Origin of the sequence: Streptomyces sp. SAJ15 (genome assembly GCF_007595705.1) — a bacterium.
In the GTDB taxonomy this organism is placed as follows: domain Bacteria; phylum Actinomycetota; class Actinomycetes; order Streptomycetales; family Streptomycetaceae; genus Streptomyces.
This window is the reverse complement of record NZ_NISY01000005.1, coordinates 402338-416778: the sequence shown is the minus strand read 5'-3', so window position 1 is coordinate 416778 and position 14441 is coordinate 402338. Positions and strand designations below refer to the sequence as shown.

Sequence of the window (14441 nt, the reverse complement as noted above, 5' to 3'; positions counted from 1 at the left end):
GCATGCGGGTGCTGCCGGTGGAACGGGCGGAAGCGTCCGAGACGGCGTTGCGCCTGGTCGACGCCGGCTCGGGCCATCCCGTCGCGATCGATCCGGGGTACCGGGAACCGCTGCGCGTCGTGGTCGAGCCGCGGTGCGACGAGGCGGACGAGCCCGCGTACGAGACCGAGGCGGGGGCCGCCCCCGGCGCCGCCGGCGCCGAAGACGTCGCGGTCGACGACGCCGCGGCCTCGGGACTCGCCGACGCGGAGCTGACCGGACTCCGGGCCCGACTGGTCGGCGACGTCCTGGCGCGCACCGCGGAGCTGTTCGGCGGGCAGGCGCTGGTGGGCGTGGTGCGCTCCGGGGGGCGTGGGGACGGGCTGGAGGCCCGGGCGACCGCGCTCGGCGTCCGCCCGGCCGCGGTCGTCGGGGACGGGGCGGACGTGACGGAGGCCCTGGGCGGGAAACCGGAGGTCCATGTGACCGGCGCCCGGGGTGGCGACGCGGAGGCCGAGTACGGGATCGTCCTGCGCGTCGGCGTGGTGCACGCGCCCGGCGGAGCGCGGTCGACCGACGCGGGCGCCGCAGGGCGCGGACCGTCCTCCGACATCGCAAGGCGCGGACCGTCGTTTGACGCCGTCGCGGTCGTGGCGGGCGACGAGCCCGGCGCCGACGACCCGCTGGCGCTGCGGCTGGCCCTGCTGTCCCGCCCGTACTACCAGCTGATCGAGCTCACCCCGGACGTCCTCGCCGAGGCGCGGCACAGCCTGGAGCGGTGGCGACGAGAGGTGGCCGGGTGGGCGCGGGCGCCCTCGAAGCCGATGTGCGCCGAGGTGCTGGCGGAGGCGCTGGGCGGGTTGCGGGCCGATCTGTTCGTCCCGGCCGTGCTGGACGGGCTGCGGCGGCTGGTGGAGGATCCGGGCCTGCCGGACGGCTCCCGGTTCGAGACCGCCGCCCATCTGGACCGTGTGCTCGCGCTCGACCTCGTGCGCGAGGTCGGCCGTGACGCCTCCGCCGCGCCGCGCGAGCCGGCGCCATGACGGCCGGTCAGACCCGGCGGCTGGTCCTGCTGCGGCACGCCAAGTCCGCGTGGCCCGAGGTGCCCGACCACGAACGGCCGCTCGCCGGGCGCGGTCGGCGTGACGCCCCCGCGGCGGGTCGCTGGATCCGCGAGGCCGGCCGCGTCCCCGACCTGGTCGTCTGCTCCACCGCCCGGCGCACCCGGGAGACCTGGGAGCTGGCCACCGCCGAACTCGGCGGTGCGGCGCCGGCGGTGACGTATGAACCACGCGCCTACGCGGCCACCGCCGCCGAACTGCTGGACGTCGTACGGGGAACCCCCGACGGCGTGCGCACGCTGCTGCTCATCGGCCACAACCCAGGGGTCGAGGAGCTCGTGTCGCTGCTCGCCGGCGCGGCGGCCGGCGACGCGCTGGAGCGGGCCCGGGAGAAGTTCCCGACCTCCGCCATCGCCGTCCTGGCCTGGTCCGGCCCCTGGAGCGCGCTCGCCCCCGGCGGCGCCCGGCTGACCGACTTCACGGTCCCCCGCGGGCCGCGATCCGAGGAGTGACGCCCCTTCCGGCGGCCCCCGGCGGTCTTCCGGCGGCGCTTTCGCGTCGGTCGGCTACCGCTGGGCGTGGTCCGCGGCGGACAGCAGGACCTTGAGGAGTTCGTCGGGGGCGCCCTGCATGACGTTGTGCCCGGAGTCGATCGCATGGGTGCGCCAGGCGGAGTCCTCGCGGAGGCGCTCGTAGAGGGGGGCGAAGGGGGAGGCGCCGGGCCACCCGGTGGCGTAGACGTAGTCCTTGCTGGGGAAGCGGTCCAGGGTGCCGTCGAGGCGGATGGCCTGCATCAGCGAGGGCAGCGGGTGCGGGGTGGCACGGGGGTCGAAGAAGGGGAGCGGCGCGCTGGTGTAGCCGTTGTCGCCCACGCCGTCGAGGTACCACCCGCGCTCGTTGTCGGTCACGAGGGAGAAGATGGAGTCGCCGTCCTCGGGCACGGCGGCGTCGACGTAGACCAGGCCGGCCACCCGCTCGGGGGCGCGGTCGGCGGCGCCGGTGATGACCATGCCGCCGTAGCTGTGGCCGACGAGCACGGCGTCGGTGATCTGCTCGTCCTCCAGGTGGTTCACCACGTCCAGGATGTGGGTGTCCAGGTTGACCGACGAGGTGAGCAGGTGTCGGCGGCTGCCCACGCCGGTCAGGGTGAGCGGATAGGCCTCGTGGCCCTCGCGACGCAGTCGGCGGGCGAGCGGCTCGAAGGTCCACGCGCCGTGCCAGGCACCGGGGACGAGGACGAAGGTCGACATCGGGTACTCCTCGGGTCGTTGTTGATGATCATCTTTCCGCGCCCGAGGGGGATCCACGAGTGGCCTGATTGCCAGGATCTGAAAGGATCTTGCCATCCGCCCGGGTCAGGCCGTCGCCGCCACCACGATGACGATGAAGAGCACGAACACCATCACGCAGAGCACCACCTTCGCCTCGTCGGAGAGCGGCGACCGCACGGCCGGAACCGGCGGAGGCGATGGCGGCGGGGGCGGGACGGGGGGACGGACCGGGGTCGGGTTGAAGACGTCGTGCCCCGTGGCCCGGGCCCGACCGCACCACGGGCAGGCGACGAGGTGCGAACCGTAGCTGTGCCGCGGGCGGTCGGCGCACACCCGCACCCCCTGGCGCTCCTGGTCCAGCGCGCGCAGCCAGTCCTGCGCGGTGGGGCGGGCCGCGGGGTCGGTGACGCCCGGTCCGAAGGCGGTGCGCGCCAGGTCGAGCAGGGCGGGCGGCAGCACCGAGGGGTCGATGATGCCGCGTGGCACGGTGACCCGCTCCGGCTTGACGACGTACGAGATGCTCGCGGCGATGTTGTCCTTGACCGTGGAGTCGGCGTCGCTGTCGTGCGGCACACCCCCGAAGGGGTGGTTGCCCGCCGTCAGCAGCTGGTAGACGAGCACGGCGAGGGCGAAGGCGTCGCTCTCGCGACTCGCGGGGCCGCCCGCCTGCCGCTCCGGGGCCGAGTAGTCGGTGGTGTGCATCAGACAGGGGAACGGCTCGCCCGAGACCGGGTCGGTGAAGGCGATGGAGTCGCAGTCCAGGAAGGTGATGAAGCCGTTGCGGTCGACCACCACGTTGCTGCTGGAGAAGTCCCCGATGACCAGGCCCTCGTGGTGCACGCGCGCCGTCATGAACGACAGGTTCCAGGCCACGCCGAGCAGGAACCGCCAGTCGGCCCGCTCGGGGAACAGCCGCAGCCGCTGCGCCTTCGAGAACAGGCCCACGAGCTGCACGTGGTCGGGCTCCCCGAACCGGCGCATGGCGTATCCGAGGAACTCCCCGTCGGTGCCGCGCGCCACGGCGGTGGGCCAGGCCAGCTCCGGCTGCTGGGAGCGGTCGGTGGGCCGGCCGCCCAGCGGCGACATGGCCAGCATGCGGGTCAGCCGGCGCTCCTGCGCGTCGTCCTGCCGCTCCCGGTAGATCTTGACCACGACCCCGTCGTCGCCGACCACGGGGTACACCGCCGCCTGGCCGCCGCCCTTCAGCGGGAGTTCGGCGAGGGTGACCCGCACCCCGTCGCCCAGCACCACCTCGCGCCCCGTCATGGCCGCACCGCTCGGACGAGCGTCTTGTCATCGGCGTTGAGCGCGCTGAGCCGGTCGGAGCGCAGCAGCGCCGCCAGCTCCTCCTCGTCCCTGGCCGGGTCGGGGCCGGGGCGGTCCAGGGAGCCGAGCACCGCGGCCACGAACGAGGCGTTGGGGGTCTGACAGCGTCCGTCGGGGCGGGAGAGGGCCGCCTGCGCCAGCCCGTCGGTGGACAACAGGGCCCCGTCGACGCCCGCGTCGCGCACACACACGGTGCGCACCCAGCGCTCCGCCCCGGGCGAGGTCAGGAACACCGTCTCGTTGCTGTACTCGCTGGCCGCCGCGGCCTGGGGGAGGAGATGGAACTGCGCCCGCCCGTCCACCGTGCCCGCCCGTACGACCGCGAAGCCGTCACCCACGCTGAGGTGGCCGATCCACTCCGGGGCGAGCACCAGCACGGCGAGGGTGGTGGCGAAGTCGTCGGCCTGGTCGCCCGTCTGGTCCAGGAAGGCGTCCGCCACCTCCTCGTACGCGTGCCGGAGCAGGGCGTGCACGGCCTCGCCCGGTGGGCACGGCCGGGACGCCCATCGGGCGAAGGCGTCCATGGCGAGGGCGACCGCCAGCTTCGAGCCCTCGTCGGAGCGGAGCCGGCTGCCCGCGCCGTCCGCCACCGCGAGCACCGTCACCGGCGCCTCGGCGGGGCCCGCCACCACCTGCTGCCAGGCGTCCTGGCAGGGGATGCCGTCGCGCCGGTGACGGTAGCCCGCCACGCTCAGCCCGTGGGTGCGCCACCGCGTGCCGCGCCGGTCCATCCTCCGCGCCCCCGCTCAGGCTTCCCACGCGGGGCGCTGGGTCTTGAACTGACTGAAGATCTTCTCGAAGACCTCGTCACCCGCCCCCCGCTGCTCCGCGTTGGCGCTGGCCGACATCATCTGGAGCAACTCGCGGAACGGGAAGCCCTGGAGCCGTGCGTGGAAGGTCGGCGCGAACGCCTTCAGCACCTGCTCGCCGAGGTCGGTGATGCCGCCGACCCCGATCGCGTACAGCCGGAAGCGTCTGGCCTGCTGCTCCGCCGCCACCACCGGGACCAACCGCCGCCAATCCTCGGTGTAGCGGCCCATGCCGTCCGTCGGCAGCCCGTCGGTCACCAGGCAGATCTGCGGGCGGTGGTACTGGAGCCCGGACCGGCGGAGTTCGGCCTTGCGGGTGGCCACGAGGCGCATGGCGAGCTCCAACGCCTCGGTCAACAGAGTCACTCCGGAGGCGACGAGCCGGGGCGCCTGGAACAGGTGCGCGGGCACGAAGGGGTTGGTCGGGGCGTGCGCGGGGAGCGGCTGCGGCCCCTGCCAGGCGTACACCCCCTGGCCGCCGAAGGTGATGACGGCGACCTCGACGCTGTAGCTGAGGCTGACGTCGTCGTGCAGCTCCCGGGTCCACTCGGCCAGCGCGCCGTTGAGCGACTCGATGGGTATCCCGGCCATGGAGCTGGAGGTGTCGAGGCAGAGCACCAGCGGCAACCGCTGGGCGTTGTTCTCGATCTCGATGTCGGCGTACTGCGCCGGCAGCGTGGGCTGCTGGTCATTGCGCATGGGCGTCTCCCGTGGTCCGCCGCCCGTCACCGGGCGTGAAGGCGAGCAGTACATCCGGCTCCGGACCGCCGGGCGTCGCGATCTCGACGGGGCTGCCGGGCGCGGGCGGATCGACGTCCGGGTCGGCCCACACCACGCGGTGCAGACAGCGGTCGACCTCGACGTACCCCTGGGGGTGCAGCACGGTCCGCACGACGGCGCGGCGGCGCGGGCCGGTGGCGCGGGCCCGCTCCTCGCGTCTCGGGCGGTCCGCGTACGTCGGGTGATCCACGTGTCCCCGGTGGTCCCCGTAGGCCGCGTCCTCGTACCGGGGCGGGTCCTCGTACTCCGGGCGGTCCTCGTACCCCGGGCGGTCCTCGTACCCCGGGGGATCCGCGTACGCCGGACGGAGGTCGGGGCGGGTCGGGGTGTCCGGATCCGCCCGGACCGGCATCGGTTCCCGCACCCGGGAGCGGCTGACGGCCAGCAGGAAGAGGAGGACCAGCAGCAGGAGCAGGCCGGTGAGCAGCAGGGGCCACGGGGTGGAGGACGAGTCCTCGGCGGTCCGCGGGGACGTGCCGGCGTCCCGCTCGGCGAGTGGGCCGGCTACCTTCTCGTCGATCAGGTCCCGGCCGGTCAGGTCCGGGTCGTCGTCCCCCCTTCCCCGCACCAGCTGGCACAGGTCGGTGCCGTCCGGGCTCCCGGGGGCGCCGTCGTCGGCTCCCTCTCCGCCTCCGTTCGGGCAGGCGCCCGCGCGTCGGAGCCGCGCCACGGTGTCCTTGTCGAGGCGGGTGACGACGCTGTCGGCGGCGAGGTGGCGCCGCGCGGCGAGGACCAGCAGGACGGTGCCACCCTCGCCGGTCGTCCCCCCGCCGGGGACCTCCACGACCAGCGTGGCCTTGTTCAGGTCGGAGGTGAGTCGGTTCAGCGCGAGGCCGTCGGCGGGGCCCCGCCCGTCGTCGCCCGCGCCTCCCTTCGGCAGGTCGAGTGGGTGGTCGAGGCGGGTGACGACCTTCGTCCCCGGGTGCTCGGCGCTCTCGTCCGCCAGGCAGCTCAGCCGGCGGGCGAAGTCCTTCTCGTCGTCGCACGGCCGCTCGGTGGGGCGCGCCGCGGGCGTGGTGGTGAACGTGCTGGCGGCGGTCGCGGTGGCGGTCGCGGTGGCGGTGGCGGCGGTGGCGGTAGCGGCGGTCGCGGTGTCGACCGGTGTCGTCGTGAGGAGCACACCGAGAAGGACCGCACGGCGTGTGGAGTGGCCCACGGCACCTCCCTCAAGCCGGAGAATCACAGGGACAAATATGGAGCAACTACCCTATTTTGAAAAGGGCTTCGGTCAAGGGAGGGGAAAGCCGCAGCCGACCGCGGGGCCCCGCTCGGCGCGCCTAGAGTCTGAACACCTGGTGGCACCGGGTGAACATCTGTCGCGCCCGCCCGGTCCAGTCCCGCGCCAGCGCGTCGAAGTCCCGCTGGGTCATCCGGCAGGTGAGCGGCAGCGCGCAGACCCCCGCGATGCACGGGGTCGGACCCCGGACGTCCCAGACGGAGAGCATGGGGACCAACTGCTCGGTGTTCCAGGCGTTGGCCGCGGCCGCCGCCACGGCGAGCTGGTTCGGGCGCAGCCGGCGGCCGTCCGTCATGAAGGCCACCAGCAGCTCTCGGGTGGTCATGAACCGGACGGTGATCTCGCGGCCGGTCTCCGGCAGCCCGAACTCCACGGAGATGGAGTCGGCGGCCACGACCGTGCGGAGACGGTCGCGCGCGGACCAGCTCTCCACCGCCGTTCTCCAGTGGCCGCCGATGCCGGGAACGGGCACGGACGACGACGCCTCAGCCCGCTCCACGCGTCACCGCCTCCGCCACCATGGCGTCGCTGAGCCCGGCGTCCAACAGCGCCCGCGCGTGCAGCAGCAGGCATGACGGCACGGACACCCCGACCGGCTCCGAACCGGACGGGTGCCGCACCCCGGGCGTCTCCCCGGGCGTCTCCCCAGGCCCGGTCGGCGCCTCGGGCCCGGCGCTCGCGCCCCGCCCCGCGGGCCGCGGGCGCGGCGCCGGGTCCTCGCCCTCCTGCGGGGCCAGCTCCCGCAACAGCGTGTCGAGCGGTGGCCGTTCGGCGGGGCGCTTGGCGAGACAGCGGGCCACGAGGCCGCGCAGCGCCCGCGGGACGCCGTCGAGCGACGGCTCCCCGTGAACGACGCGGTAGGCGACCGTGTCGTCGCCACCGAAGGGCGGACCGCCGGTCGCGGCGTAGACGAGCACCCCGCCCAGCGAGAACACATCGGTCCTGAAGTCCACGGCTCGGCCCGTGATCTGCTCCGGGGACATGAAGGGGGGTGTGCCCAGCACCATCCCGGCCCGGGTGAGCCCCGCGGAGCCGCTGACCCGGGAGATGCCGAAGTCGATGACGCGCGGACCGTCCGCGGCCAGCAGCACGTTGGACGGCTTGAGGTCGCGGTGCACCACCCCGGCCCCATGGATGGCCTGGAGCGCCTCCACCAGCCCGGCGCCCAGCGCCCGCGACCGCGCCTCGTCCAGCGGGCCGTCCTGGACGACCGCCTCGGCGAGCGAGGGGCCCGGCACGTACATCGTGGCCAACCAGGGCGGTTCGGCCCGCGGATCGGCGTCGACGACCGGCGCCGTGAACGCTCCGCTCACCACCTTGGCCGCCGCGACCTCGCCGGCGAAACGGTGCCGGAACTCGGGGTCGGCGGCCAACTCCGGGCGCACCACCTTGACCGCCACCGCCCGGCCGGACGGCGAACGGGCCAGGTAGACCCAGCCCATGCCGCCGGAGCCGAGACGGCCCACGATGCGGTACGGCCCCACCCGCAGCGGGTCGCTGACCGGTGTTCTCATAGCAGGATTCTCCCGCTGGACCCGCGCGTCGGGAGGGTCCGTGCGGATTCCCCGGCGATGATTCCGTCTACGTCCACCGAAGGAATCCGGCCACCCGCCGAGGACCGGGCGGCCCGCTCCACCTCGCTCGATCCCGGTCTCGGTGCCGGCGTACCGCGCTATCGCGCCGGTTGCCCGGATCAGGTCCGCTCGGGAGGTGGGAGGCGCAGCGCCTGGAGCGCCACCGCCAGGTCGGCGACCGCGCGCGGGTCCTGGAGGGAACGGCCCGTCAGCTCCTCCAGCCGGCGCAGTCGGTAGCGCACGGTGTTGCGGTGGCAGTACAGCAGCACCGCCGCCTCGGCCGTCGAGCCCCCCGCCGCGTACCAGCGGTCCAGCGTCTCCAGCAGCCGGGACCGCTCGGCGGGCGGCAGCTCCAGTACGGGGCCGAGCACCGCCCGCGCGGCCCGCGCGGCCTCCTCGGGGGAGGCGGCCACCAGCAGGGCGACCGGACTGTCGGCGAACCGGGCGACCCCCGCCGTCCGTCCGCGCAGCCCGGCCAGCGCCAGCCGCGCCAACCGCAGCGCCCTGGGGGTGTCCCGCAGTGTGCGGTACGGCGGGCTGACGCCGACCCGGGCGCCGGGGCAGCGCTCGAGGACCCGCAGCACGGTCTCCGCGCCGTCGGGTTCGCGGGCGGCGACCACGCCGACCTGGAGGTCGGGCTGGAGCCGCCAGGCGGAGCGCAGCCGCTCGGCCAGCAGCCGGGGCTCGATGCCGGGCAGCGGCTCCCGTCCCGGGCCGGGCGCCTCGGCGACCACCACCAGATACGGCCCCTCGGTGGGCAGACCGAGCGCGTCGGCGGTCTCCCAGAGGGTGGTGCGACCGCCGAGCGCCCCCGTGAACAGCGCCTCCACCAGCGCCGAGCGCTCCCTCTCGCGCTGGAGCGACAGCGCGGCGGCGGCCTCCCGATAGGCGTCGCTGGCCGCCGCCGCGAGACCCTCGCGCACCCACCACGCGGCGAGCGACGCGATCGTGTCGGCGGTGACCGCGTCGCTGCCGCGGACCGCCGCGGTCAGCTCGGACCACAGGAACCCGGACCCGACGCGGTAGGCGTGCAGCAGCTCGCCCAGCGGCGCCCCCTGGCGCGCCCGCGTCCGGCCGGTGTCCTCAGCCCCGGCCATGTCGGTGCACCGTCCGGCGGCGAGCTGGCCGAAGACCAGCTCGGCGTTGCGCCGGCAGGAGGAGCTCAGCTCGGCGAGGGGCACCCGGTCCTCGCTTCCGTAGTAGCCCACCTCGGCCCGGATGCGGTGGGCCATCCGCAGGCCCAACTCCTCGGCGTGCCCCAGCAGGAGGGAGGCCACAGGGGTGATCTCGTTCGGCGGCTCCGGTATGCGGCTCATGGCCCGCAGGTTACAAAGACCGTCTGGCAGCGGGGCGGGGTTGTGCCGGGGCACAAACGGCGCCTGCCGCGCCGCTGGCACCGGCACATGGTTCGCGGGGCGGGCGGCCGCCACCATGTCGGGAACGTTACCGGCCGGTTTCGAAGCCCGGTCTCCCCTGTCCTCATCTCCCAGGAGCAACCATGCCCGGAGCCGTACCCCCGCGCACACCGAAGTCGCCGCGCCCCGCGCTGCCGGCGAGCGCCGTCCCGTCGGCGAGCGCGGTCCCCTCGACGGATGCCGTGCCGTCAACAAGCGCGGCCTCCTCTACGGGTGCCGTCTCGTCAACGAGCGCGGCGCCGTCGACGGGTGCCGTCCCGTCGACGAGTGCGGCGCACCCCACCCCTCGGGCGCGGTCCGGAGGCCGGCGGGCCCTCCCCGCGCGCGACGGCTCCCGGCGCGCCGGGAAGTGGCGCCCCGCCGCGGTCGGCTGTGCGCTCGTGGCCGCCGCGCTCGGCGCCGTCACCGCCCCGGTGCCCGCGCACGCGCGCCCGACCGGCACCGGCGAGGGGGTCGCGGCCGGCCGCTATGTGGCGCTCGGGGACTCCTATGCCGCCGGTGCCGGCATCCCCGCGCAGTCCGCGGGTCTGTGCCTGCGCTCCGACCGCGACTACGGCCGGGTCGTCGCGGCCGCCCTGGCGCCCGCCGGCTACACGGACCGGAGTTGCGCGGGGGCCAAGGTCGGCGCGCTGACCCTCCCGCAGACCGATGCCGGAGCGGTCGTCAACGGCCCACAGCTCGACGCCGTGGCACCGGACGTCAGCCTGGTCACGGTCACCATCGGCGGCAACGACCTCGGCACCTCGGACCTCGGGTTCGTCGACGTCGTGGCCACCTGCGCGTCCCTGGCCGTGACGGATCCCCTGGGGGCCCCGTGCCGTGCCCACTACGGGAACTCCCTCAGCGGGCGTCTGGAGTCCGCCGCGTCACGACTCGCGGGAGCTCTCCGTCTCGTTCACGCCAAGGCGCCACGAGCCCGGGTGCTGGTCGTCGGCTATCCGTCGGTGGTGCCGGACGACCCGGCGAAGTGCCTGGGCAGACTGCCCATCACCACCGGCGACGTGGCCTTTCTCCGCTCGGTCCTCGGGGAGCTGAACGACCGGGTCGCCGACGCCGCCGAGACCGGCCACGCCACGTACGTCGACACGCTCAACCCCACCAGGGGACATGACGGTTGCTCCGCCGAACCCTGGGTCGAGGGGCTCCTCCCCACCGCGCCCGCGCTGCCGCTCCACCCCAACGCGACGGGGGAGCGGGTGATGGCGACCGCGGTGCTGAACGCCCTGGGGCGCTGACTTTGGCGCGTTCTGGCCCTCCCGCTGCGCCGCGTTGTGTGGGACGTGTGAGACATCTGAGAGAAAATATCCGCCGGCTGTACATCCATTGGCCCGTCTCATGCGTCTCATGGGTGAGCGGCACCCTCATGTTGCCGCACTGCAAGGTGCAGTTTGGAGTATTCACGTTGAAAACCGGCATTAAGGGCATGCGTCACGTGTCCGCGATTGTCGTCACCGCGGGGGCCGTCATGGTCGCCGGGGCGTTCGTCGCCCCGGCCCAGGCAGCTCCGGCGCGGGACGCCGCCGCGCAGGCCGCCCCGGCGGCCGTCACGCTGAAGACGCCCACGATCGCCGCCAAGGGCGGCTTCGTGATGAACAACGCCACGGGCAAGGCGCTCTACACCAAGGCCGCCGACACCCGCCGATCCACCGGCTCCACCACCAAGATAATGACGGCGAAGGTGGTGCTCGACCAGAAGAACCTCAATCTGGACGCCAAGGTCACCGTCCAGAAGGCGTACAGCGACTACATCGTCGACAACAACTGGGCCTCCTCGGCCAGGCTGATCGTCGGCGACAAGGTCACCGTCCGCCAGCTGCTGTACGGGCTGATGCTCCCGTCCGGCTGCGACGCGGCGTACGCACTCGCCGACAAGTTCGGCACCGGCAAGACCCGTGCCGAGCGGGTGAAGTCGTTCATCGGCAAGATGAACGCCACGGCCAAGAGGCTCGGCATGACCAACACCCACTTCGACTCGTTCGACGGCATCGGGCACGGAGCCAACTACTCCACCCCGCGCGACCTGACGAAGCTCGCCAGCAGCGCGATGAAGAACTCCACGTTCCGTACCGTCGTGAAGACGAAGAAGACCCGTCAGACGGTCACCACCAAGTCCGGTGGCTACCGTTACATGGACTGGGAGAACACCAACAAGCTGCTCGGCGGCTACTCCGGTGCCATCGGCGTCAAGACCGGCTCGGGTCCGGAGGCCAAGTACTGCCTGGTCTTCGCCGCCACCCGGAACGGCAAGACGGTCATCGGCACGGTGCTGACCTCCACCTCCCCGGAGGCCCGCCTGGCGGACGCCAAGAAGCTCATGGACTACGGCTTCAAGAAGTAGTCCGCACCGGGTCGGACGGCCCAGGGGCCTGTCCGGCGGCCATCCAGGTCGCCGGGCGGGCCCCTTCGTCGTGGGCCGGTGGTCGGCCCTTGGCGGGCTATCGGCCGAGCGTCCCGCCGTACTCGACCGCTCCCGTCAGCCCCAGCCGCGCCGGGGTCACCGAGGTGGTCGGCGGCTGGGTGCCCTCCTCGCGGGTGGCGTCGAACCACACGCCGCCCGAGGCGGCGTCCTCGCCGGGCGCGCCGATCGCCATGTCCGGGTAGCCGTCGCCGTTGTAGTCGCCGGTGGCGACCGCCGCGCCGAAGCGGTCGCCCGCCTCCGCCGTACCGGCCACACCGGGGGAGTTCTGGCTGAAGGAGGCGCCGCCCAGGACGCCGTCGTGGTTCGCCGCGAGCCACAGGTACGAGCCCGCGTCAGCCTGGGTGCCGACGGCCTCGTGGCCGACGCCGACGATCAGCTCGTCGATGCCGTCCCGGTCGAGGTTGGCGACGGCCAGCGCCCCGCCGAAGTCGTCCTCCGCCTCGGCGGCCCCGGGGAGGGTTGCACCCGGTGGATCACAGGTGGACAACTGCGGGCGTGCCTTCCGTCCCCGGCCCCGGCCGGCTCTCCCACGAACGGGCCGTTACCTCTTCACACAGGCCACCAGGGCCTGGACCCCGCCGGCTCAAGCCCCGCGGCTGACGGGCGACGCGACGGATCAGTCCTTCGGCGTGCCCACCCGCAGCCGGTTACCGTCCGGGTCGCGCAGCTCGACCTCGCGCGCCCACGGAGCCTCCGTGGCCGTCACCCCGAACTCCGCGGCGACCGCGTCGACGTCACGCACGCGCAGGTACACCAGTGTGTCGGGACGGGCGTCCCCCCGGTGCTCGGACAGGAAGAGCCGCACCTTCCCGCGGGCCACCTCCACGAAGGCCGGGAACCCGGGCTCGAAGCGGTGCTCCCACTCCTTGGCGAAGCCCAGCCGGGTGTACCAGTCGACCGCCGTCGCGGCGTCCGCCACATGAAGAACCGGGATGACTTCCTCGTCCATGGGGCCATCCTCGCAGACCGTGCGCACCGTGCGGGCGGCAGCAGTCGGGCCCCGCCGATGGGTTCCGGCGGGGCCCGTGGCCACGGTGGCGCGTCCTAAGGACACGTCAGCCGGCGTCAGCCGGGGGTGTGGCGTGGTGCGGCGAGCGATCAGGTGCGGTAGGCGTAGTAGAGCGCGCGCGGGTTGGTGGCGATGATGCTGGCGACCGACTTCCGGTAGGTGTTGGTCTGGTGGTACGTCAGGTAGGGGACGCCGCTCCAGCTCCGGTAAGTGGTGATCATCGAGTGGTCCTTCGAGCCGTTCCGGTCGAAGTCCAGCTGCAGGATGTCGCCGAGGCCCATCTGGTACACGTTGGCCAGGTTGGTGGCCCGCTTCGAGTGCAGAGCAAACCATGACCAGTCGTCGGCACCCACCCAGGAGTTCGTCTGGTACCTGGCGTCGTACCACCAGTTCCGGTAGTCGTCGTACATACCGGAGTCGTGCTTCCAGCCACCGGCCTTCAGGGCCTGGCTGATGAAGTTGGTGCAGTCGCCACCCGCGTCGTTGAACTTGCGGTACGCGGGGTTGTAGTTCCGCCAGTACTTCTCCGCGTAGACGGCCATGGCCTTGTAGTCGTAGCCGTCGGGCAGCTGACGCTTCGGCTTCGCCGGCGCGGGCCACGAGGTGGACGCCGGCGTCGCCTTGGGCAGCACGCCCGCGGTCGTGGCGACCGTCGTGGTGGGCGCGTTGATCGCGGTGAGCGCGTCCTCCTTGGCCTTCATCCCGGTCAGCTCCCACGTGCCACCCGGCCGGGCGGCGAAGCTCAGCTCGTGGTGGGCCTGGAAGCCGGTCGTCGCGGGCTCGTCGCCGCGGACCTTCTTGTACCGGAGCGTGGTGGTCTCGGTCACCTGGACCGTGGCACGCCCGTCCTTGACGCGGACCTTGTCCACCGTGGTCCGGGTGTCGGCGGAGGTGTACGCCTCACCCAGCGCGGCGAGCCGCGCCTTGCGGGACCGCAGGGAGGACAGCGCGGAGTTCTCCGACCGCGCCAGGCCCGCCGTCAGGCGGGTGTGCTTGTTGCCGAGCGGGGCTATTCGCCGGGTCGGCTTGGCGTCCAGAAGCGCCGCGGTGCGGTCGGTCAGGACGGCGTCGGCGATCCGGCCGAAGGCGTCGACCGTCGCGCTGTTCACCGTCCGGGCCTCGGTCGCGCCGCCCGTCGGGGCCGCGGCCTCGTGTCCGGCCGCGCTCGCTGCCGAAGCCGGCAGCAGAACGGCCGACACGGCCAGGGTCAGCGCCGCACCGACTGCGGTTCTGAACCTCGTTGGTTCCATCATCTTTCCCCTTGTCACCCGGTCCCCCACGGACCGGGGACGGAATCTTCGCACGAACTCCGGATCCACGGTGAGGGTGTGAAGAAAATGCGCTCCGAACTTGCGCGACGGGGTGTCAGGCCGGCCTCCGGAATGGGGTGAACGTGGCCGCAATCGACCCGATACCCCCTCTTGGCGAGACGTGGCGTTGCGTCTCGCTGGGGTGTCCCTCGTCATTCCGGTTCCGCGTCGCGCGGGGCGCCACGGGCGGTCGCTCGCCGACGCGGGCGCCGCCGGCCGCCGCGCTGACGACCACGGCCCCTCGGAAGTCG

At 73.6% G+C, this 14441-nt stretch carries 15 protein-coding genes; 4 read left to right on the top strand and 11 right to left on the bottom strand.

The window, feature by feature from the left end:
• The first annotated feature begins 2 nt into the window (after positions 1–2).
• Both CD790_RS16850 and CD790_RS16845 read left to right on the top strand, forming a co-directional pair.
• A complete protein-coding gene (locus CD790_RS16850) occupies positions 3–1022 on the top strand; it encodes a hypothetical protein (RefSeq protein ID WP_144384042.1) in 1020 nt (339 codons plus the stop codon).
• Positions 1019–1552 (top strand): histidine phosphatase family protein, encoded by a 534-nt coding sequence (locus CD790_RS16845; protein WP_144384041.1) that lies wholly within the window; start codon positions 1019–1021, stop codon positions 1550–1552. Before CD790_RS16850 ends, CD790_RS16845 begins: the two co-directional genes overlap by 4 nt.
• Positions 1553–1606: 54 nt before the next feature.
• Here CD790_RS16845 and CD790_RS16840 read toward each other — a convergent pair whose 3' ends face one another.
• The 8 genes from CD790_RS16840 to CD790_RS36615 all read right to left on the bottom strand — a co-directional run bounded on the left by CD790_RS16840 (position 1607) and on the right by CD790_RS36615 (position 9353).
• Positions 1607–2290, bottom strand: coding sequence for an alpha/beta fold hydrolase (locus CD790_RS16840; protein ID WP_144384040.1), 684 nt, complete (start codon positions 2288–2290; stop codon positions 1607–1609).
• Positions 2291–2395: 105 nt separating this feature from the next.
• The gene (locus CD790_RS16835) at positions 2396–3577 is read right to left on the bottom strand and encodes a hypothetical protein (protein WP_144384039.1); all 1182 of its coding nucleotides are present in this window, start codon (positions 3575–3577) and stop codon (positions 2396–2398) included.
• Positions 3574–4326, bottom strand: a complete 753-nt coding sequence (locus tag CD790_RS16830; RefSeq protein WP_260867635.1) for a PP2C family serine/threonine-protein phosphatase — start codon at positions 4324–4326, stop codon at positions 3574–3576. Before CD790_RS16830 ends, CD790_RS16835 begins: the two co-directional genes overlap by 4 nt.
• A 57-nt stretch (positions 4327–4383) precedes the next feature.
• The gene (locus CD790_RS16825) at positions 4384–5145 is read right to left on the bottom strand and encodes a VWA domain-containing protein (protein WP_144384037.1); all 762 of its coding nucleotides are present in this window, start codon (positions 5143–5145) and stop codon (positions 4384–4386) included.
• On the bottom strand, positions 5135–6382 hold the full coding sequence (locus CD790_RS34645; RefSeq protein ID WP_186319060.1) for a hypothetical protein: 1248 nt from the start codon (positions 6380–6382) through the stop codon (positions 5135–5137). The genes CD790_RS16825 and CD790_RS34645 overlap by 11 nt, the downstream gene beginning before the upstream one ends.
• Positions 6383–6503: 121 nt before the next feature.
• Positions 6504–6962 carry a hypothetical protein gene (locus CD790_RS16815; RefSeq protein ID WP_260867634.1) on the bottom strand — a complete coding sequence of 153 codons (459 nt, stop codon included), beginning with the start codon at positions 6960–6962 and terminating at the stop codon, positions 6504–6506.
• Entirely contained in the window at positions 6949–7977 is a 1029-nt protein-coding gene (locus CD790_RS16810) for a serine/threonine-protein kinase (protein ID WP_144384036.1), read from the bottom strand. Before CD790_RS16810 ends, CD790_RS16815 begins: the two co-directional genes overlap by 14 nt.
• Before the next feature lie 179 nt (positions 7978–8156).
• A complete protein-coding gene (locus tag CD790_RS36615) occupies positions 8157–9353 on the bottom strand; it encodes a CdaR family transcriptional regulator (protein ID WP_186319059.1) in 1197 nt (398 codons plus the stop codon).
• Positions 9354–9832: 479 nt separating this feature from the next.
• Between CD790_RS36615 and CD790_RS16800 the strand changes: the two genes are divergently transcribed.
• Positions 9833–10687: an SGNH/GDSL hydrolase family protein gene (locus CD790_RS16800; protein ID WP_260867633.1), complete on the top strand. Its 855-nt coding sequence runs from the start codon at positions 9833–9835 to the stop codon at positions 10685–10687.
• 188 nt (positions 10688–10875) lie between these two features.
• On the top strand, positions 10876–11790 hold the full coding sequence (locus tag CD790_RS16795) for a D-alanyl-D-alanine carboxypeptidase family protein (protein ID WP_260867632.1): 915 nt from the start codon (positions 10876–10878) through the stop codon (positions 11788–11790).
• A gap of 97 nt (positions 11791–11887) precedes the next feature.
• Here CD790_RS16795 and CD790_RS16790 read toward each other — a convergent pair whose 3' ends face one another.
• The 3 genes from CD790_RS16790 to CD790_RS16780 all read right to left on the bottom strand — a co-directional run bounded on the left by CD790_RS16790 (position 11888) and on the right by CD790_RS16780 (position 14130).
• Complete coding sequence (locus tag CD790_RS16790; RefSeq protein ID WP_144384034.1) at positions 11888–12358, bottom strand: FG-GAP repeat protein; 471 nt, start codon at positions 12356–12358, stop codon at positions 11888–11890.
• 129 nt (positions 12359–12487) lie between these two features.
• Complete coding sequence (locus tag CD790_RS16785) at positions 12488–12820, bottom strand: glyoxalase superfamily protein (RefSeq protein WP_144384033.1); 333 nt, start codon at positions 12818–12820, stop codon at positions 12488–12490.
• A gap of 149 nt (positions 12821–12969) precedes the next feature.
• Positions 12970–14130 (bottom strand): amidase domain-containing protein, encoded by a 1161-nt coding sequence (locus tag CD790_RS16780; RefSeq protein ID WP_144384032.1) that lies wholly within the window; start codon positions 14128–14130, stop codon positions 12970–12972.
• Positions 14131–14441: the final 311 nt, after the last annotated feature.